This window comes from Micromonospora parva (genome assembly GCF_000718515.1).
Lineage (GTDB): Bacteria > Actinomycetota > Actinomycetes > Mycobacteriales > Micromonosporaceae > Micromonospora > Micromonospora parva.
This window is the reverse complement of sequence record NZ_JNZS01000002.1, coordinates 72706-97408: the sequence shown is the minus strand read 5'-3', so window position 1 is coordinate 97408 and position 24703 is coordinate 72706. Positions and strand designations below refer to the sequence as shown.

General features: G+C 72.5%; 22 protein-coding genes and 1 riboswitch. Of the genes, 12 read left to right on the top strand and 10 right to left on the bottom strand.

Going from position 1 to position 24703, the window contains the following annotated elements; genetic code table 11:
- Positions 1-150 precede the first annotated feature (150 nt).
- The 5 genes from IF22_RS0102125 to IF22_RS0102105 all read left to right on the top strand — a co-directional run bounded on the left by IF22_RS0102125 (position 151) and on the right by IF22_RS0102105 (position 3317).
- Positions 151-789, top strand: coding sequence for a hypothetical protein (locus tag IF22_RS0102125; protein WP_051708112.1), 639 nt, complete (start codon positions 151-153; stop codon positions 787-789).
- On the top strand, positions 786-1181 hold the full coding sequence (locus IF22_RS0102120) for a phage holin family protein (protein ID WP_030327826.1): 396 nt from the start codon (positions 786-788) through the stop codon (positions 1179-1181). The genes IF22_RS0102125 and IF22_RS0102120 overlap by 4 nt, the downstream gene beginning before the upstream one ends.
- 21 nt (positions 1182-1202) lie before the next feature.
- Positions 1203-1802, top strand: a complete 600-nt coding sequence (locus IF22_RS0102115; RefSeq protein WP_030327825.1) for a DUF3618 domain-containing protein — start codon at positions 1203-1205, stop codon at positions 1800-1802.
- Positions 1771-2658 (top strand): hypothetical protein, encoded by an 888-nt coding sequence (locus IF22_RS0102110; protein WP_051708111.1) that lies wholly within the window; start codon positions 1771-1773, stop codon positions 2656-2658. Before IF22_RS0102115 ends, IF22_RS0102110 begins: the two co-directional genes overlap by 32 nt.
- A gap of 149 nt (positions 2659-2807) precedes the next feature.
- Positions 2808-3317: a GNAT family N-acetyltransferase gene (locus IF22_RS0102105; RefSeq protein WP_030327823.1), complete on the top strand. Its 510-nt coding sequence runs from the start codon at positions 2808-2810 to the stop codon at positions 3315-3317.
- A 50-nt stretch (positions 3318-3367) separates the two neighbouring features.
- On the opposite strand, the gene IF22_RS0102100 is transcribed toward IF22_RS0102105, so the two are convergent.
- The 8 genes from IF22_RS0102100 to IF22_RS0102065 all read right to left on the bottom strand — a co-directional run bounded on the left by IF22_RS0102100 (position 3368) and on the right by IF22_RS0102065 (position 12642).
- Positions 3368-4300 (bottom strand): NHL repeat-containing protein, encoded by a 933-nt coding sequence (locus tag IF22_RS0102100; RefSeq protein WP_156057235.1) that lies wholly within the window; start codon positions 4298-4300, stop codon positions 3368-3370.
- Positions 4301-4393: 93 nt separating this feature from the next.
- Positions 4394-6607, bottom strand: coding sequence for an AAA family ATPase (locus IF22_RS0102095; RefSeq protein ID WP_030327821.1), 2214 nt, complete (start codon positions 6605-6607; stop codon positions 4394-4396).
- A 36-nt stretch (positions 6608-6643) separates the two neighbouring features.
- Positions 6644-7147, bottom strand: a complete 504-nt coding sequence (locus IF22_RS0102090) for a hypothetical protein (RefSeq protein ID WP_030327820.1) — start codon at positions 7145-7147, stop codon at positions 6644-6646.
- A 38-nt stretch (positions 7148-7185) separates the two neighbouring features.
- Complete coding sequence (locus tag IF22_RS0102085) at positions 7186-7944, bottom strand: GTP-binding protein (RefSeq protein ID WP_209444459.1); 759 nt, start codon at positions 7942-7944, stop codon at positions 7186-7188.
- Positions 7922-8404, bottom strand: coding sequence for a DUF742 domain-containing protein (locus IF22_RS0102080; RefSeq protein ID WP_030327818.1), 483 nt, complete (start codon positions 8402-8404; stop codon positions 7922-7924). The genes IF22_RS0102085 and IF22_RS0102080 overlap by 23 nt, the downstream gene beginning before the upstream one ends.
- Entirely contained in the window at positions 8401-8874 is a 474-nt protein-coding gene (locus IF22_RS0102075; protein WP_030327817.1) for a roadblock/LC7 domain-containing protein, read from the bottom strand. Before IF22_RS0102075 ends, IF22_RS0102080 begins: the two co-directional genes overlap by 4 nt.
- A complete protein-coding gene (locus tag IF22_RS0102070; RefSeq protein ID WP_030327816.1) occupies positions 8871-11477 on the bottom strand; it encodes a sensor histidine kinase in 2607 nt (868 codons plus the stop codon). Before IF22_RS0102070 ends, IF22_RS0102075 begins: the two co-directional genes overlap by 4 nt.
- Positions 11467-12642: a hypothetical protein gene (locus IF22_RS0102065; protein WP_030327815.1), complete on the bottom strand. Its 1176-nt coding sequence runs from the start codon at positions 12640-12642 to the stop codon at positions 11467-11469. The genes IF22_RS0102070 and IF22_RS0102065 overlap by 11 nt, the downstream gene beginning before the upstream one ends.
- Before the next feature lie 373 nt (positions 12643-13015).
- On the opposite strand from IF22_RS0102065, the gene IF22_RS0102060 reads away from it, so the two are divergent.
- Both IF22_RS0102060 and IF22_RS0102055 read left to right on the top strand, forming a co-directional pair.
- Positions 13016-15880, top strand: a complete 2865-nt coding sequence (locus IF22_RS0102060; RefSeq protein ID WP_030327814.1) for an alpha/beta fold hydrolase — start codon at positions 13016-13018, stop codon at positions 15878-15880.
- Positions 15880-16746, top strand: a complete 867-nt coding sequence (locus IF22_RS0102055) for an ABC transporter permease (RefSeq protein ID WP_051708110.1) — start codon at positions 15880-15882, stop codon at positions 16744-16746. Before IF22_RS0102060 ends, IF22_RS0102055 begins: the two co-directional genes overlap by 1 nt.
- A gap of 9 nt (positions 16747-16755) precedes the next feature.
- Here IF22_RS0102055 and IF22_RS0102050 read toward each other — a convergent pair whose 3' ends face one another.
- Positions 16756-17442 carry a DUF4232 domain-containing protein gene (locus tag IF22_RS0102050; RefSeq protein WP_245233486.1) on the bottom strand — a complete coding sequence of 229 codons (687 nt, stop codon included), beginning with the start codon at positions 17440-17442 and terminating at the stop codon, positions 16756-16758.
- A gap of 485 nt (positions 17443-17927) precedes the next feature.
- On the opposite strand from IF22_RS0102050, the gene IF22_RS0102045 reads away from it, so the two are divergent.
- On the top strand, positions 17928-18383 hold the full coding sequence (locus IF22_RS0102045) for a DoxX family protein (protein ID WP_030327811.1): 456 nt from the start codon (positions 17928-17930) through the stop codon (positions 18381-18383).
- A 299-nt stretch (positions 18384-18682) separates the two neighbouring features.
- On the opposite strand, the gene IF22_RS0102040 is transcribed toward IF22_RS0102045, so the two are convergent.
- Positions 18683-18988, bottom strand: a complete 306-nt coding sequence (locus tag IF22_RS0102040; RefSeq protein WP_030327810.1) for an ArsR/SmtB family transcription factor — start codon at positions 18986-18988, stop codon at positions 18683-18685.
- Between the two features lie 91 nt (positions 18989-19079).
- Here IF22_RS0102040 and IF22_RS0102035 point away from each other — a divergent pair, with 91 nt between their 5' ends.
- The 4 genes from IF22_RS0102035 (at position 19080) to paaN (ending at position 24588) form a co-directional block, all read left to right on the top strand.
- Entirely contained in the window at positions 19080-20042 is a 963-nt protein-coding gene (locus IF22_RS0102035; RefSeq protein WP_051708109.1) for a DMT family transporter, read from the top strand.
- Positions 20043-20109: 67 nt separating this feature from the next.
- A riboswitch (SAM riboswitch) is annotated at positions 20110-20245 on the top strand.
- A gap of 10 nt (positions 20246-20255) precedes the next feature.
- On the top strand, positions 20256-21542 hold the full coding sequence (gene thrC, locus IF22_RS0102030) for a threonine synthase (protein WP_030327808.1): 1287 nt from the start codon (positions 20256-20258) through the stop codon (positions 21540-21542).
- Positions 21543-21794: 252 nt separating this feature from the next.
- Positions 21795-22814: a GNAT family N-acetyltransferase gene (locus IF22_RS0102025; protein WP_030327807.1), complete on the top strand. Its 1020-nt coding sequence runs from the start codon at positions 21795-21797 to the stop codon at positions 22812-22814.
- A 100-nt stretch (positions 22815-22914) separates the two neighbouring features.
- On the top strand, positions 22915-24588 hold the full coding sequence (gene paaN / locus IF22_RS0102020) for a phenylacetic acid degradation protein PaaN (protein WP_030327806.1): 1674 nt from the start codon (positions 22915-22917) through the stop codon (positions 24586-24588).
- The last annotated feature ends 115 nt before the right edge of the window (positions 24589-24703 follow it).

The following is a 24703-nucleotide window of genomic DNA, read 5'->3' as shown; positions in this document are numbered from 1 at the left end:
AGTGCAAGATCGCCGGCGGCGGCCGTGGGCCCTGCCGTTGGCGGCCCGCCGTCCGGCGGTCGGCCCAGCCGCATGCCGCCTGACCTGGCGGGTAGGCGGGAGGCGTTCCGGGGGTCGCACGCGACCTCGGGCCCAGGAAGGGAGCGGGGTATGACGGCAACGAACCAGAGCGGTACCGGACAGCAGGCGCGACAGGAGGCCTCGCGGGTCGGCCAGCAGGCCGCGCAGGCCGGGGGTCAGGTCGCCCACACCGCCGCTGCGCAGGGCGGGCAGGTGGCCGCAGAGGCGCGGCGACAGGCCCAGCAGTTGACCGGGGAGGCCACTGGGCAGCTTCGGGATCAGGCGCAGACACAGCAGCGGCGGGCCGCTGCGGGACTGCGCGACCTGGGCCAGAACCTCAGTTCGATGGCCGAACGGGACGGCGATTCCGGGCTGGCCGGTCAGGTGGTGCGCAGGGCCGCCGACGCCGCCCAGCAGGCCGCCGGCTGGCTCGACGAGCGCCAGCCCGGCGAGGTGCTCGACGAGGTCCGCACGTACGCGCGGCGCCATCCGGCGACGTTCCTCGCGGGCGCGGCGGTGGCCGGGCTGCTCGTCGGGCGGCTCACCCGTGGCCTGACCGCGCCGACCTCGGCCAACGGTCAGGGCGGCGGCGCGTCCGGTGCTCCGTCACCAGCGCAGGGCGCACCGATGGACGCCGGTCAGCAGCCGTACGTGGGGACGGCCCGGGCGCAGAACGTCTCGCCGGCCGGTCAACCGGCACGGGACCTGCCCGGCGGGGTGGCACTGTGAGCGCCCCGGAGAAGGAACGAACCCAGGCGTCGGTCGGCGAGCTGATCGGCGACGTGACCCGGGACATGTCCACCCTGGTGCGCAAGGAGATCGAGCTGGCCAAGGCCGAGCTGCGCGAGGAGGCCGCCCAGGCAGGCAAGGCCGGCGGGATGTTCGGCGGCGCCGGACTGGCCGGGTTCCTGGCGGTGCTCTTCGTGTCGTACGCCCTCTGGTGGGGGCTGTCCAACACGATGGACCAGGGGTGGGCGGCGCTGATCGTCGCGGTGCTCTGGGCCGCCGTTGCCGGTGGCCTCTTCATCAACGCCCGGACCCAGCTGAAGCGGGCACGTGCGGTTCTGCCCCGAACGAAGCAGACTGCCCGGGAGTTGCCGGACGCCCTGCGGGGCCGGTGAACGAGTCGGGAGGAACAGATCATGTCCACTGATCCGGATCGGATCCGGCGGGAGATCGAGACCACCCGCAACGAGTTGAGCAGTGACGTCGACGCGCTGACCGACAAGGTCAACCCGCGTCGGATCGCCGGTGACCGCGTCGGGCAGGCCCGCGGGGCGTTCACCCGAGCGAAGGAGAAGATGATGGGCAGCTCGAACCACTTCGGGCAGGAGGCCAGCCAGCGGATGTCGCACGCGGCCGGCTCGGTACGCGACGAAACCCGTTCACTCGGGCAGCACTCCCGCGAGCAGGCTCAGGGCAACCCGATGGCAGCCGGCCTGGTCGCCTTCGGAGTCGGTCTGCTGGCCGCCTCGTTGATCCCGCCGAGCGGGCGTGAGCGGCAACTCGCCGGACGAGCGCGGACCATGGTGAGTGAACATTCCGATCAGCTGCGTGAGCAGGCGAGCCAGGTCGGCCACCAGATGCAGGACAACCTCCGGGAGCCTGCGCAGCAGGCGGCGCAGTCGGTGCGGTCCAGCGCCCAGCAGGGCGTGTCCGCGGTCCGCGACCAGGGCCGCTCGGCCGCCGGTCGGGTGCAGGGAGAGACGCATGCGGCCGTCGACGACCTTCGACAGCGCTGACCCGGTCGGCGTGCCGGGGCCGGCGTCGATGATGCGGGTACGCTCCGCGTCCGCGCCGGCCCCGGGCCGGCCGGTCAACGAGGATCTGGTCTTCCGGTTCGGCCCGCTGGTCGGTGTCCTGGACGGCGCGACGGTGCCGGACGGCTTCGACACCGGCTGCGTGCACGGGCCCGAGTGGTACGTCCGGCACCTGGCCGCCCGGATCGGCGTCGCCGAGGCGGTACGCCCGGCGGCCCGGCTGACCAGCAACCTGGCCGCTGCCATCCTCGCGGTGCGCGCCGACCACGGCGGTCAGTGCGACCTCGACCATCCGGGCACCCCGTCCAGCACGGTGTGCCTCCTGCGGGACTGCGGCGACCAGGTCGACTATCTGGTGCTCTGCGACAGCCCGCTGGTCCTCGACGCGGGCGGGCGGGTCAGCGTGGTCACCGACAACCGGCTGGACGCGGCGATGACGGAGCTGCGGGAGACCGTGGCGATCGTGCCGGGCGGCGCGGCGGACCCGGTCACCCGGTTCCGGCACGCGGTGAGCGTCCAGCGGGAGCGGATGAACCGCACTCACGGCTACTGGGTGGCCGCCGCCGACCCGGACGCGGCCTTCCATGCGGTGACCGGGACCGCACCCCGGTACGGTCCGGGGGCGCTGCGGCGGGCGGCGTTGCTCAGCGACGGCGCGTCCAGCGCGGTGGAGCAGTTCGGTCTGACCGACTGGGCCGGTCTGCTGGACCTGCTGAGCGTCGACGGTCCGGGCGCGTTGATCGACAGGGTGCGGGACGCCGAGCGCGACCACCCCGACCGACTGCGCCGGCACAAGTCCACCGACGACGCGTCGGTGGTGTTCTGCGAGTTCGGGTAGGCGGTTCGCGCGTTAGACACCCGGTCGGGTGACAACAGAGCGTGATGCGGAACACCCATACCGCCCGACCGGCCGGTACCGCTGTCCGGACCGCCAGTGGATGGCCAATGGGGTGGACTTCGGCCGATGAGGGCGGCAGACTGCGGCACGTGGCGGGTGCGGTCCGGCTGGAGCCGGTGGACGAGCGAAACCTGGAGCCGTTGCTCTCCGTAGCGGCGGCCGAGGCGGAGCCCGGCGACGTCATGCCCCCTGTTGAGGCACCGGCAGGCTGGTCACTCGCCCGTCGCGAGGCGTTCCGCGAGTTCCACCGAGCCAGCTTCGGCGGACTGGACGGCCCGACCCGTTCGCAGATGTACGCCATCCTCGTCGGCGGCGAGGTGATGGGCATGGTGCGGATGACGCGCTGTGACGAGCCCGGCACTGTGGAGACCGGGATGTGGCTCGGCCGCTCGGCACGAGGGCAGGGGATCGGTGCGGCAGCCCTGCGGGAGTTGCTGAACGCCGCCGCTCGGGCCGGCATGCGGGTGGTGGTCGCTGAGACCACCCCGGACAACATCGGTGCGGTCGCCGTCCTGGAGAAGTGCGGCGCGAAACTGCACGAGGACGACGGCAAGATCCGCGCCCAGATCTGCCTCGACTCGACGCCGCCCACCTTCTGAGCAGCCGATGGGCCGGCGGTGACCGCAGGGCCGCCGCCGGCCGCCCCGGCTCAGGCCGGCAGCCGGACGATGTCGTAGTCGGTGCTCGGCGTCGACTCCACGTCGAAGCGGCCGTTCACCACGTACAACGCCGAGCCGAGCAGGTCGCCGGTGGCCGGGGACCGCAGCTGCGGGCCGGTAATCTCCCGCTGCACCACCCCGGAGGTGTACCCGGCGTTCAGCCGGACCACCGCGACGACGTTGGACAGGTTGCGGATCACGTGCAGGGTGCGTCCGCGCAGCACCAGCCCGTCGGCCCGGTCCACCGAGTAGCCGCCCAGGTCGAACAGGGCGCTGCCGCCGGTACGCGGGTCGACGCGGACCAGCTGCCCGGTCAGCATCTGCGCGACCAGCAGGTCCCCGTTCGGCAGTGCCACGATCCCGTTGTTGAACGCGTCCGGCGTCGCGCCCGGACCGGTGAGTGGCAGCACCCGGAACGCGTCCGGGGCCGGCAGTCGACCACCGGGGCCCAGCGGCACCACGTACAGCACCGGGCGGACGGAGTCGGTGAAGTAGATCGCCCGCTCGGTGATCACCATGTCGTTGACCAGGGTGTTGGCGTCGGTGGTGAACTGGTAGTGGGCCAGCCGGGCGCCGCTGCCCGGGTCGTACACGCTGGCCCCACCGCCGAAGAAGTCGGCGCTCCAGAGCCGCCCCTTCGCGTCGAGCTTGATGCCCGCCTTGGCGGTGCCCGGGGTGCCGGGGATCAGCACCGAGCCGCGTCCGGTGCGTAAGTCACCCCGCCAGACGGCACCATCCAGGACGGAACCCACGTAGACGGTGGTGCCCCGGCCGATCGTCAACCCTTCCGGGGTGAACCCGTCCGGCAGCGCGATCCGGGCCGGGAACGGCTTCGCCGGATGAGCCGTCGCCGGTGCGCCGACCGAGACCAGCGTCGCCGCCGCCACGAGGGGGACGAGGAGAAGAGAGAGCCGCTTGCGCACCGAACACCACCTGACGTCGCAGTGGATGACTCCACTGAGGAATGTGACGTACTAGGAACGTTCGGGGCGCGACAAAAGGTTGTGCTGGTCTGATCACTCCCGGTTGGCGGCGTACGCGGCCAGCCAGGCCACCTGGGCCGGGTCCAGCGACGGGCGTACCCGGGACCGGGCCGCCGACACGTGCTCGGCCGTGACGGTGGCAGCGGCGAGCGACTCGCGCATCGCGGCCAACGCCGCCTCGCGGACCAGCGCCGCGCAGTCCGCTGCCGAGAAACCGGTCAGCTCGTCGCCCAGGGCGGCCAGGTCGACGTCCGGTGCCAGCGGCACCTGCCGGGACGCGGCCCGCAGGATCTCCGCCCGGGCCGGCCCGTCGGGCGGTGGCACGTAGACCAACCGTTCCAACCGGCCCGGCCGCAGCAGCGCCGGGTCGACCAGGTCCGGCCGGTTCGTCGCGCCGACCACCACCACGTTGCGCAGCGTCTCGATCCCGTCCAACTCGGTGAGCAGGGCGGCGACCACCCGGTCGGTGGTGCCGCCGTCGGTGGCCTGACCGCGTACCGGGGCCAGCGCGTCCACCTCGTCCAGGAAGATCAGGGTGGGAGCTGCCTCCCGGGCTCGACGGAACAGCTCCCGGACCGCGCGTTCGCTCTCGCCGACCCACTTGGAGAGCAGTTCGGCGCCCTTGACCGACAGCACGTTGGCCCGCCCCGACCCGGCCAGCGCGGTGACCAGGTAGGTCTTGCCGCAGCCCGGCGGCCCGTAGAGCAGCACACCGCGCGGCGGCTGCACGCCGAGCCGGGCGAAGGTGTCCGGGTAGGTGAGCGGCCAGAGCACCGATTCGGTCAGGGTCTGCTTGACCTCCTCCAGCCCACCCACGTCGTCCAGGGTCACCGACGCCAGATCCAGGGTGGAGGACGCCATCGTGGTCGGCCGCACCACCTCCCGGGCGGCGGTGAAGTCCGCCATCGACACCGTCGGCGTCTCGGCGGACTTCTGCCGCAGCGCCGCGCGTACCCCGGCCTCCCGGACCAGTGCGGCCAGGTCCGCCGCGACGAACCCGGGGGTACGCGCGGCCACGTCGTCCAGCCGGACGTCGTCGGCCAACGGCACCTGCCGGGTCAGCACGGTGAGCTGTTCGCGGCGCAGCGCCTGATCCGGAAGCGGGACGCTGATCCGCAGCGACAGCAGGTCGGGCGCGCGCAGTACCGGGTCGACCGCCTCCGGTCGGCTGCTGGTGCAGACCACTGCGACGCCCGCGCGGACACTCTCGGCGAGCACCTGACGGAACACCGTCGCCACCGGGCCGGGATCGTCAGCGGGTGCGAGCGCCTCGACGTCGGTGACCAGCAGCACCGCCGGGCCGCCGGCTCGGGCCGCCGTCGCCGCGTCCCGCAACCGCTCGGCGGCGGCCTGACTGGCCAGCGCCGCCACCTCCGGGGCCCAGAGCGGGTGCACGCGGGCACCGACCCGGGCGGCCACGGCGCGGACCAGCGCCGCCTTCCCGGAACCCGCCGGACCGACCAGCAGCACCCCCAGCGAGACGGTGGTGCCGAGGCGGCCCAACACCTCCCGGTGGTGGAAGCCGAGGTCCAGCAGCTCGGTCAGCTCCTCGGCCTGGGCCCGCAGCCCGGGCAACTCGTCCACGTCCGGTGCGTCGTCCGGCGCAACGGCGTCGGCGCTCGCACCCGGCCGGGCCGGCGCCGCGCCGCCCGGAGCAGGCCCGCCGTGGGTGCTCGCGCCGTGCTGCCAACCGACGGACGTGCCCATGGTGACCAGCGCGCCGGCCGCCGGCTCGACAGCGACCACGGTGAGCAGGGTGCTGGTCCAGGCGAAGCCCACGGTGTTGGCGAGGCTGTGCCGCGCCGCCTCGACCAGGCTGCGGACCGAGGCGTCCGGCAGCACGTCCTGCGGCAGCAGCGACACGTCGTCCCCGACGGTGAGCACCTTGCCCAGCAGCGCGAGCCGGAGCATCTCCGGGCTGACCGCCGCGACCACCCCCGCCGGCCCGGCCAGGACGACCCGGCTCGCCGGGACCAACGGCACCGGGCTCACCCGCACCTGACCGCCGTCGCGCAGACCCAGGTTGCCCAACGTCAGGTCGTCGGCGTACAGCAGAGCGCTGCTCGCGCCCGGCCCGGCAGCCGCCGCGATGCCGGCCGTCTCCCGGCGGCCGGCGAGGCGGACCGGGTCGCCGGGGCGCAGCCCCAGCGCGGTCAGCGCCTCCGGGTGCAGCCGCACGATGCCCCGTCGGGCGTCCAGCGCCGCCGGTCGCAGGCTCGCCGTCAGGGTCAGGTCGGGTTGCGCCACCGCCCGACCGTAGCCGCCCGCGGCCAACCCCGTCGGTCAGCGCCGCGGATCCAGCTCGTCCAGCAGCGTCGGATCGCGCCGGATCAGCTCGGCCAACCGGGCCGCAGGGTCCGGGCTCAACCCGTCCGGGCCGGGCGCCCAGGCGGGCACCGTCCGCCCGGAGAGCGGCCAGGCCGGCGGGGGTTCCACCGGGGTCGGTGCGGGGACCGGTCCGACCGTGACCGCGGGCCCGTTCCAGGAGACCCGCATCGGGTACGCCCGCCCGCCGTGCTCCACCTGCACTGTGACCGCCAGCCCGGGGTGGGCCCCGACGACCTGACGGACCGCCTCGGCCACCTCCTCGACCGGTCCCCATCCGGCCACGTCGCTCGGGGCCTCCACCCCCGCGTGCCGCGGGTCGTGCCGGCCCGAGGTGTTGCGGGTGCCGCTGCCGGGCGGGCTCGACGGTGCGGTGGTGTCGTCACGGTCGGCGGCCCGACGGCGCGACGCCTCCTCACGTCGGGCCAGCCGGGCCAGCGTCTCGTCCAGGTCGCCCCTCACCAGATCACCTCTTCCCGCCACGGCCGGAGCTGACCAGCTCAGGCCTTCCTCTCCCGGGTAGCACGGTCCAGCGCGCGGTCCAGGACGACCAGGAGGGCGTCCCGCACCGAGAGTCGGTCGCGGGCATCGAACTGCACCAGAGGTACATGATCGCCGATGGCCAACGCCCAACGGATCTCACCCAGCTCCAGGGCCAGCCGCCCGTCGAAGGCGTTGACCCCGACGACGAACGGCAGCCCGGCCCGCTCGAAGAAGTCGATGGCGGGGTAACAGTCGTCCAGCCGTGCGCTGTCCACCACCACCAGCGCGCCGAGTGCTCCCCGCGCCAGGTCGTCCCACATGAAACCGAACCGGGTCTGCCCCGGCGTGCCGAACAGGTAGAGCTTCAGGCTGCGGTCGATCGTCACGCAGCCGAAGTCCATCGCCACCGTGGTGGTGGTCTTGGTGGACCGGACACCCGGGTCGTCCACGCCGATCCCGGCGCTCGTCATCTCGGCCTCGGTGGTCAGCGGCGCGATCTCCGAGATGGCCCCCACGGTGGTGGTCTTACCCACCCCGAACCCGCCGGCGATCAGGATCTTGACCGGGATCGGCGGTGCGGCCGGCCTACCGACCGGAGGCGGCACCGACCCCTGCTCCGAGGAGGGCCGGTACGGCGGCGGTGCGGTCGGCGGTGGCCCGGCCCGACCGACTATCGGCCCGGTGCCCGAAGACATGCCGTAACGCGCGGTGGCGCTGTTCGCGGCGACCCCGCCGAGCGGGGCGGCCGGCCATTCAGGAGATCGCACGGAGTCCATCAATCACTCGCAGGATGAGATCGGGGTCGACAGCGTCGTCGGTGTCGGTGACGTGCACGTCCAGGTGCCCGGCGGCGCGCAGGTCGCCGACCAGGACCCGGACCACGCCGAAGTGCAGTCGGGCGCGGGCCGAGATCTCGGCCACCGAGATCGGCTCGACGCACAACGCGATGATCGTCTGAAGTTCCGGTGCCAGCAGGGCCCCGGTCGGGCCGCCCCACCCGGGGCTGTCCATGCGAATGGTCACCTGGGTCTCCAGCCCGATCGCCGGGTCGGCACCCGCCACCCGCCCGGCGGTGAGCACGAACGGCCGGGGACCGGCCGGCTGGTCCCCGGCCGGCTCCGGCCGCCCCGGTGTCGCCGCCGCGCCGTCGCCGAGCGATGGTGGCGTGCGCAGGTACGGGCGGATCCGAACCCTGGGTTCCGGATCCGGATCCTCGCCGGCGACGTCGGGGGTCACTGCTGAACGGCGTTCTTCAACTCGACGATCAGTCGCGGGGTCAGGGCGCCACCGGCCCGCCCGGCGAAGAGCGTCATCTCGTACGCGACGGTGCCCAGGTTCGCCGACCGGTCGGCGACCACCCCGAGCACGGAACCGCTGCTGATCGCGCTGATCAACAGATAGCCGTCGGCCATGTCGACGATCACCCGGTTCAAGCCGCCGAGCGCGTACCAACTGGCGGCCCCACCGGCGAGGCTGGTCATCCCGGACACGACGGCGGCCAGCCGTTCCGCGTTGGACCGGTCCTTGATCGCCGACATGGCCATCAGCAGACCGTCCGAGGAGACCGCGATCGCCTCCAGGACCCCGGCGGTGCTGGAGGTGAAGGAGTCCAGCAGCCAGTTGAACGTCCGGGCCTCCGGGCTGAGGTCCCCACTGGCGCTGGGTTGGGTCTGGTCGACGTTTTCGTGCAGGAAGGGGCTGGTCACCGTGATGATCCTTCTTCGTTCCGGTGGTCGGGGCTGACTTCGCGGAGAGCGCGGGCGACGCCCGCCTCGAACTCGCTGATGAGGTCGCGGACCTCGGCCGGGTCGCCGAGGTGGGTACTGGGCGGTTGGCAGGCCGGGACGGCCGTGAGGTTCGCCCCCGGCACCCGTCGGCTCAACCGGGGCCGCCCCGCGGCGGCATCTGTCGAACCGTCACCGCCGGGCACCGTGGGGCCGGCGCCTCCCGGTGTGCTGGGCAGGTCCGCTGTCGTGTCCGGGTCCACCACGGCCGCCCCGGCCCGGGCCGACGGGTCGCTGGTCGTCCGCGCCGACGCACCGTCGGGGGCAGGTGCCCCGTGCAGTTCGGCACGGCGTACACCGGCTTGGAAGGCCTCGACCAGCGCGCGGGCGGCGGCCGGGTCCGCCCCGGTGGCGTCCACCGGCCGGGTCGTCCCGGCGGTGGTGTGCAGAGTGGCCCCCGGCACCCGCTGCCGTACCCGTGGCGTGGCCGGCTTGTCCGCCTGCTCCGGGCTCTGGGGTTCGGCAACGGTCTCCTCCGGCTGGCCCCGACCGAACGCGTTCCAGGACGGGCCGGCGTCCAGGCTGCGGGTGGCACGACTGAGCAGGTCCGAGTCGAAACGGGCCGGTACGGCGACGGCCGCCGTGCGGGGCTTCTCGGGATCGCGGGTCGCAGTGGTACGCCGATCCCGATTCGGCACCGCGGCGCGGGCCACGGCGGCCCCGGCACGGTCGGCGCGGCGCAGCACCAGCGACGCCGACGGGATCTCCAGCTGTGCTGTCACCCCACCGCCGCCCGTGGCGGCCAGGGCGACCTGCCAGCCGTGCCGACGGGCCAACCGGCCCACCACGAAGAGGCCGAGCACCTCGGTCGGGGCCAGGTCGAGCCGCTCCCGGCGGGTGAACCGGGCGTTCTCCTCAGCCAGCCGTTGCTCGCTCATGCCGATGCCGTGGTCCACCACTGTGAGCCGCGCACCGAGGCCGGACGTCTCGGCGCTGACCAGCACCCGGGTGTGCGGCGGGGAGAAGACGGTGGCGTTCTCCATCAGCTCGGCCAGCGCCAGGACGAGGTCACCGACCACTGCCGGCGCGGCCGAGACGCCCGCCGGCACCTGCACATCCACCCGGGTGTAGTCCTCGATCTCGCCGAGCGCCAACCGGACCACGTCGGCCAGCGGCACCGGCGCGGTGTGCGCGTCGGCCCCGGCCGAGCCGGAGAGCACCACGAGGCTGCCGGCGTTGCGCCGCAACCGGCTGGAGATGTGGTCGAGTCGGTACAGGTGCTCCAGGCGGCCGGGGTCGGCCTCCTGCTGCTCCAGCCGGTCGATCAGCGCGATCTGCCGACCCACCAGGTTCTGGGTACGCCTCCCCACGTGGCCGAACATCTGCGCCACGTTGCGTCGGCCGGCGACCTGCCGCTCGACCAGCTGCGCCGCGGTGTTCTGCACCCGGTCGAAGGCCCGCGCCAGGTCGCCGATCTCGTCGTTGGCGCGGATGTCCACCGGCTCCAGCCGGACCGACTGATGTTTCTCCGTCTCGTCGTCGGTGACCCGGACCAGCTCCTCCTCGGCGACCCGGGCGACCCGGTCGGCCGAGCGGGTGAGTCGGGTCAGCGGTCGGGCCACCGTCCGCGCCACCGCCACGCTGAGCAGCACCACCAGCGTGAGGATCAACGCCGCCAGGGCACCGACCAGGTAGGCGGCGGTCAGCGCCCGCCGCTGCTCGGCGGTCACCTCGGCGAGCACGTCAGCGACCAGCTTCTTCTCGACGAACTGACCGAGCCGGATCATCGTGCGGACGGCCGGGAAGAGCGCCTCCATCGGCACGTCGCGAACCGCGGCGGCCGGATCCCGGGCACTTCTGACCAGGAAGTCGGGGCTGGTACGCGCGGCCACTGCGGCGTCGTTGAGCTGGGACACCGTGAGCTGCTCGGGCGTGATCAGGCTGCGGAAACGCGAGTTGTCGACCTGGAGCGCGGCGATGCACGCCACGTACCCGGCGGTGGTGTCCGGGGTGCCGATCGCCTTGACCAGCAGGCTCAGGGTGGCGCAGGCACCCAGCCCCTCGTCGGCGCGCAGCAGCCCGTCGAGGGCGAGCACCTGCCGGCCCGGCAACGTGTCGGTGTCCACCCCGAACACCAGCCGCAGTGACTCGATGATGCCCTTGTTGACCGGGCCGAACGTGTCCATCACCTGACCGGGGTTGGCGGCCCCGGCCAGGACGGCGGTCCGCAGGTCGATGAGGCTGGACACCCGGTCGAGGGCGCTGTCGACCTCGTCGGTCAGCGCGTCGCTCCGCGCCGCCCGGAGGTCGGCCACCCGGTCGTCCACGTCGGCGGACTTACGGATCAGCTCGCTGCGTTCGACCCGGCCGAGCAGGAGGCCGACGGAGAGGATGCGTTCCTGCTGGAGATCCTGGACCAGGCTGCCGACCCGGCTGGCGAGCCGGACCCGTTCGGCGGTGTCGCCGGCCCGCTGTGCCGCGGCGACCCGGTCGAGCATCACCGGCACGGCCAGGCCGACCATGCTGAGCAGCGGAATCACCACGAGCAGTGCGAGCTTGCCGCGGATCCGGAGCCTACTGAGCATCGAACGCCCCCCACTGTGTGCTCTCCGGATCACGGGCCGCGCCGACCGGTTGCAGCGCCCGCGACTCGTCGGCAAGCGGTTGCCAGGGGTCGCGGTGCGGCGGGGTGTCGGCGCCTTCGGCGTGGGTCGCGGCCAGGGCGGCCCGACGCCGGGCCCGGCGGCCGGCGGCGACCTGCAACGCGGCGAGCCAGCCCAGCAACAGCGCGGCGACGACCGCCGCAGCGGCGGTCAGCCAGCGGTCCCGGTTGAGCCGGTCGATGCGCTCGACCAGCAGGGCGTCCAGCTCGGTGAGGATGACCGGCTGAAGTTGGCGGGCCGAGCGGTGCGAGTTGAGCGCGGCGGCACTCAACTGACCCGGGCTGACCACGCCGCTGTCCTTGTCCGGCAGGGAGTACCCGGCAAGCGCCTCCACCGACCGCTGGTAGGTGTCCAACGGGGTGAGCACGTTGGCGCCGAGGTCGGTGCTCTCCGAGCCGTCCACGGCCGAGCGCAGGTTGTCGACGACGTCGGTGGCGGGTGTCAGGGCGGACACCCGGACGCCGCTGAGCTCCATCAGGCCGCGCGGCTGCTGGGCGGCCGGCCGGCGGGAGACCAGCACGCCGAGGTCGGCGAGCCGACCGGCGGCGACCACCGCCTCGGGCAGCTCCTCGCCGGCGCTGTCCTGGAGGAAGAACGAGTCCGCCTCGGGGTCGCGGACCAGCCCGGAGCTGTCCCGGACCTTCCGGTGCAGGGCCAGCAGCAGGTCGGCGACCTCGCCGTAGGCGGTGTAGGCGGCCTCCGGGTCGGTGGCGCTGCGGCCGCGCAACGCCTCCAGCTTGGCCCGTACGCCGGCCCAGCGTTCCTGGCTGAGCAGTTCCCCGCCGATCCGGGCGTCCACCGCGGCCGCCTCCTCGACCGCGTTGTCCAACGCCTCGCGTGCCGCGGGGCGGCCGTTGACCGCGTTGGACTGGGCCTCCACGAGGGCGTCGGTGACCGCCGCCAGCGCGGTGAGGTACTGCACGCCGAGCCGTTCCCGGGCGGCGAAGTCCCGATCGTCGGTGATCCGCCCCCAGTTCGAGGTGGCGAGCAGGCCCAACGGTGCCAACAGTGCTCCGATGAGCAGCAGGGGCAACAGTCGGCCCAGCATGGACGGCCGTCGACGGGCCCGCGGCGCGGGGACTGTCATGTGTGTCTCCTCCGGCGTGGGCGCGAATCGGGGCGGCGTCGGGCTAGCCCGACAAGTCCCGTCCACCGGACCGGAAAACTAATCGAACCCCCGACTGGTCAGACCCGACTGAACGAGTCAGGTTCGCGTCAGTTCGAGTCATGTCACCATTTGTCCGCGTTGCCAGCACGCTCTGTGTCAGCTGTGTGTGTGACATGGAGGGATCGAGGTGGATATCCGCGGAAGATCGGAATTCACGAAATCCGAACTCAACTCGCTGTGCCGCGTCGGACGTTGCGCGCTCGCACCCCCACCCGGCACCGATCGGGGCAACCGGACAGACGTACGGCGGATCTCAGCCAACGCTCAGCCTCCGCGCCGTACCGTGTGCCGCATGACATCGCCGTCGCCGGCCGCGTGGTTCCGGCGTGCCCTGCCCACCCGTCGCCGCGCGACCGCCGCCGCGGTGGTCGTCGTACTGTTGGCCGCCGCCGTGACCTGGGCGGTGTGGCCACAAGGGTCGGGCGTACGCGCCGAGAGCGCGATGCTCACCGTCCGCTCCGGACCGTCCGGCGGCGAGCCGGTGGACCTGGACACCACTCTCTACCTGCCCGCCGACGCCTCATCCGCCCGGAAGGTGCCGGCGGTGCTGTTGGCGCACGGGTTCGGCGGCACCAAGGAGTCGGTGCGCTCCGACGCGGAGGAGTTCGCCGGCCGCGGCTACGCGGTGCTCACCTGGACCGCGCGCGGGTTCGGTAGGAGCGGCGGCGAGATCCACCTGGACAGCCCCGACTACGAGGTCCGCGACGCCGAGCGACTGCTGGACTGGCTGGCCGCTCGGCCGGAGGTGCGCACCGACGCCGCCGGCGACCCGAAGGTCGGTGTGGTCGGCGGCTCGTACGGCGGCGGTTTGGCGTTGCTGCTGGCCGCCCAGGACCGGCGGGTCGACGCGATCGTCCCCATGATCACCTGGAACGACCTGTCCCGGGCGTTCCTGCCGGAGAGCACCGGCGGGGCGCCGACCGAGGGCGTGTTCAAGAAGGGTTGGGCCGGTCTCTTCTTCGGCGGGGGCGGCAACGTGGGCTCCGGCCCGGCGGGGCTCTCCGGCGGGACCGCCGCCGCGCCGCAGGGCGCACCGGAGTCGGCCGGCCCGCCCAGCCCCGGGCCGGGTGCCGGCCCGGGTACCGCCCCCGGTGGTGCCCCAACCGGTGCCGCCGACCCGTCCTGCGGTCGGTTCGCCGCCGACGTGTGCGCCGCGTACCTGCGGATCGCCACCACCGGTCAGGCCGACCAGGCCGCCGTGGAGCTGCTGCGCCGCTCCAGCCCGGCCGGCGTGCTGGACCGGATCAAGGCCCCCACCCTGCTGGTGCAGGGCGAGTCGGACACGCTCTTCCCGCTCGGCGAGGCCGACGCGAACGCGAAGGGCATCGCCGCCGCCGGCACCCCGGTCCGGGTCGCCTGGTTCACCGGCGGCCACGATGGCGGAGCCGGCCCCCGCTCGGACTCGGACCGGGTGAAGTTCCTGACCGTCCAGTGGCTCGACCACTACGTCAAGGGCGAGGGCGACGCGCCCGGCGACGACTTCACCTGGTCGCGGATCGCCGGCTTCGACGCGCTCGACCGGGGCCTCGTCGCCACCGGTTTCCGCCGCGCCGACTACCCGGGCCTGGCCGGCACCGACCGCCGGGAGGTGACTGTCACCGGCCCGGCGCAGCCGATCGCGAACCCGCCGAACGGCAACCCGGCCGCCATCTCCTCGATCCCGTTCGCGGGCGGGCTCACCTCGCTGCTGGACGGGGTGGCCAGCGACGTGCCCGGCCAGCACGCCCGGTTCGAGTCGGCCCCGCTGACCGAGGCGGTCGACGTGGCCGGTGCGCCCACCGTCACGGTGCGGGCGGCGTCGCCCACCGGCGAGGCGGTGCTCTTCGTGAAGCTCTACGACGTGGACAAGGACGGCGCGGCCACCCTGCCGAACGGCCTGGTCGCCCCGATCCGGCTGACCGGCCTGCCGCAGCGGGCGCAGGACGCCCGCCCGGTCACCGTCACGCTGCCCGCGATCGTCCGCCGGGTGGAGGCCGGGCATCGGCTGCGGCTGGTGGTGGCCAGCTCCGACCAGGCGTACACCACCCCCGCCGAACCCACCGTCTACACGGTGGCCGCGGACGGCCCCGTCAGCCTGCCCACTGTCGCCGGCGAGCCGATCCCCACCGCGGCCACGGTCTGGCGTTGGGTGCTCGCCGGCCTGCTCGCCGCCATCGTGATCGGGCTCGTCGTGGTCGTCGCGGTGGTCCGCCGCCGGCACCGCCGCCAGGACCGCTCCGTGCATCCGGAGTACGCGGACACCCCGCTGGCCGTGCGCGCACTGCGCAAGGAGTACGCGGACGGCTTCGTCGCGGTGTCGAACGTGGACTTCGAGGTGCACCCGGGTCAGGTGGTGGGTCTGCTCGGGCCGAACGGTGCCGGCAAGACCACCACCCTGCGGGTGCTGATGGGGCTGACCCAGCCGACCGCCGGGGAGATCTACGTCTTCGGTCGGCGGTTGGTGCCCGGCTCGCCGGTGCTGTCCCGGATCGGGGCGCTGGTGGAGGGGCCGGGCTTCCTGCCGCACCTGTCCGGCCTGGACAACCTGAAGGCGTACTGGCGGGCCACCGGGCGGCCGTGGGAGGACGCCCAGTTCGACGCGGCGCTGGAGATCGCCGGGCTGGGTGACTCCGTGCACCGGAAGATCAAGAACTACAGCCACGGGATGCGTCAGCGTCTGGCCATCGCCCAGGCCATGCTCGGCCTCCCCGAGTTGCTGGTGCTGGACGAGCCGACCGACGGGCTCGACCCGCCGCAGATCGCCGAGATGCGCCGGGTGCTGCAGCGGTACGCCACGGACGGCCGGGCGGTGCTGGTCTCCAGCCATCTGCTGGCCGAGGTGGAGCAGACGTGCACCCACGCGGTGGTGGTGAACAAGGGCCGGATCGTGGCGTCCGGACCGGTGGAGGAGATCGTGGGCGAGTCGCCGAGCGTGCTCTTCGACGTCACCGACCCGGTGGCGGCGCGGGCGGTGCTGGACCGGCTGCACGGCGTGCGGGTGTTGCCGGAGAGCGACGGCCAGTTGGTGGTCGACACCAACGGCACGGCCCGCAGCGAGGTGGTGGCCGAGCTGGTACGCGCCGGCATCGGGGTGGACCGGGTGGTGCCCCGGCGGCGCCTGGAGGACGCGTTCCTCGCCCTGGTGGGCGACAACTCTCGGGGAAGCGGTGACCGGTGATGGCAGTTGTCGACGCAGGTGAGGCACGCGGCTACCGGCCGTCGGCCACGATGCCGTTCAAGGCGGAGTTCCGCCGGCAGGCGTCCCGACGGCGGACCCAGCTGGCGCTCGGGTTCATGGTGCTGCTGCCGCTGATCATCCTGATCGCGTTCCAGTTCAACTCGGGTGGCGACGACGACAACGGGCGCAACGAGTTCTCCAGCCTGGTCGACCTGGCCACCACGGGTGGGCTCAACTTCACCCTGTTCTCGATCTTTGTGTCGGCGTCGTTCCTGCTGGTGGTGGTCGTCGCGCTGTTCTGCGGCGACACGGTGGCCAGCGAGGCGAGCTGGGGCAGCCTGCGGTATCTGTTGGCGATCCCGGTGCCCCGGGCGCGGTTGCTGACGGTGAAGCTGGTGGTCGCGCTCGCGTACTCGGGACTTGCCCTGCTGCTGTTGGCCGGCACCGCGTTGCTGGCCGGCACCCTGCGCTACGGGTGGTCGCCGCTGCGCAGCACCGTCGCCGCCGAGCTGGAACCCACCGAGGGGTTGCTCCGGTTGCTGGCCGTGCTGGGTTACCTGGCGATCGTCCTGCTGGTGGTGGCCGGCCTGGCGTTCCTGCTGTCGGTGACCACGGACGCCGCGCTGGGCGCGGTGGGTGGTGCGGTGCTGCTCTGGATCCTGTCGAGCATCCTGGACCAGATCACCGCCCTGGGCGCGTTGCGTGACTTCCTGCCCACCCACTTCAGCACCGCCTGGCTGGGGCTGCTGTCGACTCCGGTGCAGACCGACGACGTGGTGCGCGGCTGCATCTCGGCGATCAGCTACGCGACGTTGTTCTGGGGATTGGCGTTCTGGCGGTTCACCCGAAAGGACATCACGTCGTAGCGGGGCGGCTCACAACCGGCTGTCGGGTGGGCTCACCGACGACGGCACCACGCTCGGCGCCGGCGGTGGGGCCGGCCGGGTCGGTACCGGCGCGGACGGGTCGGCCTTCTTCCAGGCGCTGACGCCGATCCGGCCGGTGTTGCCGAGGTCGATCGGCCCGTCCGGGTCGACCTCCTCGGCCGGCTGCCCGGCGGCAGGCGCCACTGTCAGAAACGCGCCGTTGGTGGCCACCACTGTCGAGTCGGTGACCAGGTTGCGCCAGAGCACCACGGCGGTGGCCCGCTCACCGGCAGCGAGGGTGATCTTCCGGGGCGGTTGGTCGAAGCCCATGGTGATCTCCTTGGCGCCGTTGACCACCCGAAGCATGATCGGCTCGCGTTCCTCGTCGAACACGTGCAGCACCGGGTAGCCGTTGAGCTGGTAGGGATGCTCGCCGCAGTTGACCAGCTCAATGCCGAGGGCGCGCAGGCCCGAGGCGGCGTCCCCGCCGGTCGCCCGGATCCGGACGCCGGAGGCCGGACACTCGGCCACCGGAGCGACGCTGGGCGACTGGGTGGGGCTCGACGGGGTCGGTGGCGGGCCCGTCGGGTCCCCACCCTGGCCGCGATGGTCACCGGGGGTGCAGGCGGCGAGTGCGAGAGGCACCGCGACCACTGCGCTGAACCATCGCCGTGCTGCCGTGCAGCTGAAGATCATGTGTCGATCCTCACCCATCGAGGTGCCTCACCGCTGCCTGGCCCCGCAGCACCGCTGGTGTGCACCTGCCGTCTGCTGGTCCGGGCCTCTGGAGCTGCCCCGGATCCGGGGCGGTGACACTGCCCCTGTCCGGCTGGCGTGCCGTCCCGGTATGCCTTTCGAGCTGAATCATTCAGGGCATCGCTCGGGCGTCCGCCCAGCTCGGCCAGCGCCGCGAGCAGCCGGTCCGCCGGTGGCGGAGGTGGGGTAACCGGCCGTACCCACACTGTGGGAGCGTGCCCACGGCGGTCGGAGCGACGCGACATCGATTGTTTTCGCAGCTCAGGGGATCGGGTGGCCGGCTCCGTGAGGCGGCGAGCGCTCGACGAGGGCCCTGCACGCCGGTACATTCCAACCGGGGACTTTCCCACTAACAAGGAATCTATAACCTTCGATACTTTCATGCCTCACATTGAGGGAATCCAATCCCTTCGATGGAGGTACCGATGAACGTTTCTCGGCTCGGCGGGCCGACCCTGTCCCTGTTCCGCATCGTGATCGGCCTGCTGTTCGCGTTGCATGGTGTGACCTCGGTGTTCGGGTTGTTCGGCGGCAACCCGGTGACCGGTGCGGCGATAGCCCCCGGCACCTGGCCGGGCTGGTGGGCCGCGTTGATCCAGCTGGTCTGCGGCGCGCTGGTGCTGACCGGCCTCTTCACCCGACCCGCCGCTCTGCTCGCATCCGGCTCGATGGCGTACGCCTACTTCGTCGTGCACCAGCCGGATCATCTGCTGCCGCTGCACAACGGTGGTGAGCTGTCGGCACTCTTCTGCTGGTCGTTCCTGCTGATCGCGGCCCTCGGTCCGGGTTCCTGGGCGCTCGACACGCTGCTCGCGCGTCGCCGCGAGGTTGAGTCCGCGCCGGCGACGCTGATGGCTGAGAGCAGCTCGATCGTCGTCTGACCGCACCCGTTCCGCGTCGCCGGGGCCTCGACGAGGCGGCCCCGGCGACGCGCCGGTCAAGGGCCGTCGTCCGCAGCCCCGGCTCTGTGCCCGGCGCGCCGGCCCGGCTCTGCGCCCCGCGCGCCGGCTCGGCTCTGTGCCCCGCGCGCCGGCCCGGCTCTGCGTCCCGTGCGCCGGCTCCCAGCTGGGCGCTGATGTCGTAAACGATTCAGCTCCAAAGCGTGCGCGAATGGTAGGTGTCACCCGCTCCGCAGCCGTGACCGTCAGCGACACGTGCGGGAGGGGCCGAGGCGGGAGCGTCAGGCCGGTCGGTGGTGGGCGAGGACCGCGTCCAGCAGGCCGGGGTAGAGCTTGTCCAGCTCGTCGCGGCGCAGCCGGACCAGCCGGCTCGTGCCGGCGGCGCGGGTTCGGGTCAGGCCCGCCTCGCGCAGCACCTTGAGGTGGTGGCTGCGGGTCGCCTTGGAGACGCCGAAGTCGAAGCTGCCGCAGGGGGACTCGCCGCCCTCGGAGAGCGCCCGGACAATCTGTAGCCGCACGTCGTCGGCGAGTGCGGCCAGCACGCTGGTGACCGGTACGGCGGTCAGGTCGGGTTCGTGCGGCTCCATGTGACCAGTGTAACCGTTGTTCGACAAGAGTCGAACAAGCTCCTACTGTCGGTGTCGTTGGTTCGACGATACTCGAACATTGGAGTTGCCGATGCGATCCCGCGCCACCGCTTACCCACTGGTCGCCGTGCTCGGCTGGGGCGTGATGTTCCCGATCCTGGCCAGCGCGCTCGACCGGGTCGACCCGCTCAATTTGACCACCGCGCGCTACCTGCTGGCCGCCGTCGTCCTGGTCGCCATCCTGCTGCTCCGCGAGGGGGCCGGCGCGCTGCGGCACGGTGGAAGGGCGCTGGAGGTGGTGGTGCTCGGCGTGGTCGGCTTCGCGGGGTTCAACCTGCTCACGAACCTGGCGCTCGAACACGCCGCCCCGCAGCAGGTCTCCCTCTTCGTGGCCACCACCCCGGTGATCACCCAGCTCGTCCGCTGGGCTCGCGACGGCGTACGCCCGAAGCCGCTCCTGCTGGCCCTCTCCCTGGTGGCGCTCATCGGAGTCGGCCTGGTGATCACGCGCGGCAGCCTGGCCGGGCTCGGCCAGTTCGGCCTCGGCGGGCTGATGATGATCGGCGCGGTGCTGGGCTGGGCCATCTACACCCACGGCGCCAGCCGGTTCGGCGAGTGGACGCCGCTGCGCTTCACCACACTGACCGCGCTCGCCGGCACGGCCGCCATGCTCGTCCTGAGCATCGGCGCCGACGCCGTCGGCTGGCAGCACGCGCCAGGCGCCGCCGACCTCGTGGCGGTCACCCCGCAGCTGGCGTACGCCGTCGTGGTGGGTGCCGTCATCGCGGTCCTGGCCTGGAACACCGGCGTGCAGCGACTCGGTGCCGCCAACGCCGCGCTGTTCATGAACCTGGTTCCGGTGACCACCTTCGCGGTGCAGATCGCCCGTGGCTACCGCCCGGAACCCGTCGAACTGGTCGGGGCCGCCATCACGATCGCCGCCCTGATCGCCGCGAATCTCGCCGCCCGCCCCCGGACCACGCCGCTGCCCCAGTCGGGTGCGGTGACGGACCCGATCGCGGTGACCGACCCGGTGGCCGTGAACGCCCGCTGACCCACTCCCTGGGATTCGCCCTGGAGGCCGCGGCCAGCTTTGCCTAGACTCGGCGGCACAACTGAATACCTCATCCAGAGGGGCTGAGGGATACGGCCCGACGACGCCCCGGCAACCACCCCGCGCGCTCACCGCTGAGCGACCCGCGGGGCAGGTGCCAATTCCGTCCCCGCCGCACGGTGCGATGCGGGGAAAGATGAGAGGACTCTCGACATGACGTCGACGCTCGTCAGCTCCGGCATCGACACCTCTGCCAGCCCGGCCCGCGCCCTGGTCTGCCGCGCCTGTTCGGCCCGCTACCCGCTCGCCGCCCAGCACGCCTGTTACGAGTGTTTCGGCCCGCTGGAGGTCGACTACGACACCTCCGCGCTGGCCACCGTCACCCGCGAACAGATCGAAGCCGGCCCGGACAACATCTGGCGGTACGCCGCACTGCTGCCCGCCGGTCAGGACCCGGCCAGCCGGGTCACCCTCGACCCGGGGCTGACCCCGTTGGTGGCGGCCCCGCACCTCGCCGCCGAGTTGGGCATCACCGCGCCGCTGTGGGTCAAGGACGACAGCGCCAACCCCACCCACTCGTTCAAGGACCGGGTCGTCTCGGTGGCGCTCACCGCCGCCAAGGCGCTCGGCTTCACCCGGTTCGCCTGCGCGTCGACCGGCAACCTGGCCAACTCGGTGGCCGCCCACGCCGCCCGCGCCGGCGTGCCCTCGGTGGTCTTCATCCCCAGCGACCTGGAGCAGGGCAAGGTCATCACCACCGCCGTCTACGGTGGCGAACTGGTCGCCATCGACGGTTCGTACGACGATGTCAACCGGCTCTGCGGCGAGCTGGTGGAGACCGACGAATTCGAGGACACGGCGTTCGTCAACGTGAACGTCCGGCCGTACTACGCAGAGGGTTCCAAGACCCTCGGCTACGAGGTGGCCGAGCAGCTGGGCTGGCGGATCCCGGCGCAGGTGGTCATTCCGATGGCCAGCGGCGAGCTGCTCACCAAGATTGACAAGGCGTTCTCCGAGCTGGTCGAGATCGGCCTGGTCGAGGCGCCGGCCGGCGGCTGGAAGGTCTTCGGTGCGCAGTCCGCAGGCTGCAACCCGATCGCCACCGCCCTGCACGGCGGGACCGACACGATCATCCCGGTCAAGCCGACCGGCATCGCCAAGTCGCTCAACATCGGCGACCCGGCAGCCGGCCTCTACGCCCTGGAAGCGGTCCGCCGCACCGGCGGCTGGATGGAGTACGTCGACGACGACGAGATCCGGGCGGGCATCCGCGACCTGGCCCGCACGACCGGGGTCTTCGCCGAGACCGCGGGTGGGGTGACAGTGGCCGTGCTGCGCAAGCTGGTCGAGTCCGGTCGGCTCGACCCGTCGGCGGAGACCGTCGTGTTCAACACCGGCGAGGGTCTGAAGACCATCGACGCGGTGGCCGGCCAGGTTGGCCCGACCCACCACATCAAGCCCTCGCTGCGTGCCGCCCGCGACGCCGGCCTCCTCGGCTGACCCACGGGCCAGGTCGATCAGCCAGTAACTGGGTTTTCGCTGTGAGTGTGGAAAACCCGCCGCTACGGACTTGACGGCAGGAACCGGACGGCGCAAGATGCTCCGTGCGGGAGGGCATTTCGCCGAAGACTTTTGAAGTTCTTGCGACCCAACGCCGGAGGCGTTGTGCGAGTGTCCCTCCCGACCACGTTCGATCGGGCCAGCGATTAATTCGCTGGCCCGATCGCTTTTGCCTGGTGCACCCTCAGCGCAATGAGCATCACTATCGCGTCGTTCGACGGCGCCGACCGGACCGCGGTCGACGAGGCGTACCGGATCGGGTCAGCGGTCAACCACGCCGACCTGCCGGACTTCCCGCCCTCCTGCCGGCGCCGCTTCGACGCGCTGTTCCACACGCCGATGCCCGGCACCCGGTCACTCTGGGCGCTGGCCCGACTGGACGGCGTGCCGGCCGGCTACCTCCAACTGGACCTGCCGCAGCTCGACAACACCGACAACGCCACCGCCGACCTGCTGGTGCATCCCCAGCTGCGGCGTCGTGGAGTCGGCCGGGCCCTGCACGAGTACGGCGTGCGTCTGCTCCGCGAACACGGCCGCAAGCGGGTGGTGGGGATGGCGGTCTCCGCGCTGCCCGGCGGGCCGGCCCGAAGCGTGGCCGGTGACGCGTTCGCCGCCGCTACCGGAGCGCAGCCCGCCCTCGCCGAGGTGCGCCGACGGCTCGACGTCAGCAAGCTCGACCGGGTCGCGCTGCGGGCTTCGCTCGCCGAGGCCCGCCCGCGGGCCGAGGGCTACCAGTCGGTCTGCTGGCAGGGGGCTACCCCGCCGGAGTACGTCGCCGACATCGCCTACCTCGACGGCCGGCTGCTGATGGACGCGCCCATGGGCGACGTGCAGTGGGAGCCGGAGCGGGTGGACGCCGAGCGCATCCGCGGCAACGAGCGGGCGCTGGACGCCCGGGGCCGGCGGCGCTACCACCTCGGGATGCGCCACGAGGCGTCCGGTCGACTTGTCGCCTGGACGCTGCTGGACGTGGGTGCCTCCGCCGACTGGCACGCGTTCCAGCAGATCACCATCGTCGACCCGGCCCACCGTGGGCACCGGCTCGGCCTCATCGCCAAGGCGGAGAACCTGCACCACCTGCTCACCCACCAGCCGGCGATACAGGTGATCGACACCTGGAACGCGACAAGCAACAGCTACATGGTGGCGATCAACGAGCAGCTCGGCTTCCGCCCGGTGGACTCCTGGACCGACTGGCAGCTCACTCTCTGACAGGTATCGGCGCTACTGCTCGCGGACCTGACTCAGGCATGCGCCGCTGCCGGGCATTCGCGCTACTGCTCGCGGACCTGACTCAGGCATGATGGCGGGCATGACGGAGACCCCGCATCCCCTGTACGACAGGCACGCCGACACCCTCAACCGTGCGCTGACCGCGATCACGGAGCGGGGCTACTGGTCCGCCTATCCTGAATCCCCCAGCCCCCGGGTGTACGGCGAGACCGCCGCCGCCGACGGTAAGGCCGCCTTCGAGGCGTACCTCGGTGGTGATTTTCCGCTCGACCAGCCCGGCAGCGGCGCTCGGGTCGCCACCGAGACGAGCCCGTTCGGTGTGGAGTTGGCGGTGCGGTACCCGCACGCCGGCCCCGGCGAGCTGGTCAGCGCCGCCTCCGCCGCGCTGCCGGCGTGGCGTGACGCCGGCCCGCAGGCCCGGGTGGGCGTCTGCCTGGAGATCCTCGACCGGCTGCACAAGAACATCTTCGAGCTGGCCAACGCGGTGCAGTTCACCAGCGGGCAGGCGTTCGTGATGGCCTTCCAGGCCGGTGGCGCGCACGCGCTGGACCGGGCGCTGGAAGCCCTGGCGTACGCGTACGCCGAGATGACCCGGCACCCGGGCACGGCGGGCTGGGAGAAGGCCGCCGGCAAGGGCGACCCGCTGCGGATGACCAAGACGTTCCACGTGGTGCCGCGTGGGGTGGCGCTGGTGATCGGCTGCAACACCTTCCCGACCTGGAACTCGTACCCCGGGCTGTTCGCCTCGCTGGCCACCGGCAACCCGGTGATCGTCAAGCCGCACCCGCGCGCCGTGCTGCCGCTGGCCATCACCGTGAAGTACGCCCGGGAGGTGCTCGCCGAGGCCGGCTTCGACCCAAACCTGATCATGTTGGCGGCGGAGGCGCCCGGCGAGAAGCTCGCCAGCGACCTGGCCCTGCACCGGGCCGTGAAGATCGTCGACTTCACCGGCTCCACCGAGTACGGCGACTGGCTGGAGACGCACGCGCGGCAGGCCTCGGTCTACACCGAGAAGGCCGGGCTGAACACCGTCGTCATCGACTCCACCGACGACTTCGCCGGCATGTGCCGCAACCTCGGTTTCACGCTGACCCTCTACAGCGGTCAGATGTGCACCACCTCGCAGAACATCCTCATCCCGGCCGGCGGCATCGAGACCGACCAGGGGCACAAGAGCTTCGACGAGGTGGCCGGCGGGATCGCCGCCGCCGTCGGCAAGCTCACCGCGGACCCGGCCCGGGGTGTCGAACTCACCGGCGCCATCGTCAACGACGGGGTGCTGGAGCGGCTGGCCGAGGTGACCAAGGTCGGCGAGCCGGTGCTTCAGTCGCGCGCCGTGGACCATCCGTCGTACGCCGACGCGGTGGTGCGTACCCCGACGATCGTGAAGCTGACCGCTGACGACGCGGAGACGTACGGCCGGGAGTGGTTCGGGCCGATCTCGTTCGCCATCGCCACCGACTCCACAGCACACAGCCTGGAACTGCTGCGCCGGACGGTCGGCGAGAAGGGCGCGCTCACCGCCGGTGTCTACTCCACCGACGAGGCGGTGCTGGACGCGGCCGAGGCGGTGGCGGTCGAGGTCGGGGTGCACCTGTCCTGCAACCTCACCGGAGGTGTCTTCGTCAACCAGTCGGCGGCGTTCTCCGACTTCCACGGCAGTGGGGCCAACGCGGCGGCCAACTCGGCGCTGACGGACGGGGCGTACGTGGCGAACCGGTTCCGGATCGTGCAGTCCCGGCGGCACGTCTGAGCCTCGGTCGCGGTTGAGGGTTTCCGGGGCAGCCTCGCGTTTCCTTGCGGTTGAGGGTTTCCGGGGCAGCCCGCCCCGCTCCGGGCGGTCAGGCTTGATCCCTGCGCGGGTCGGG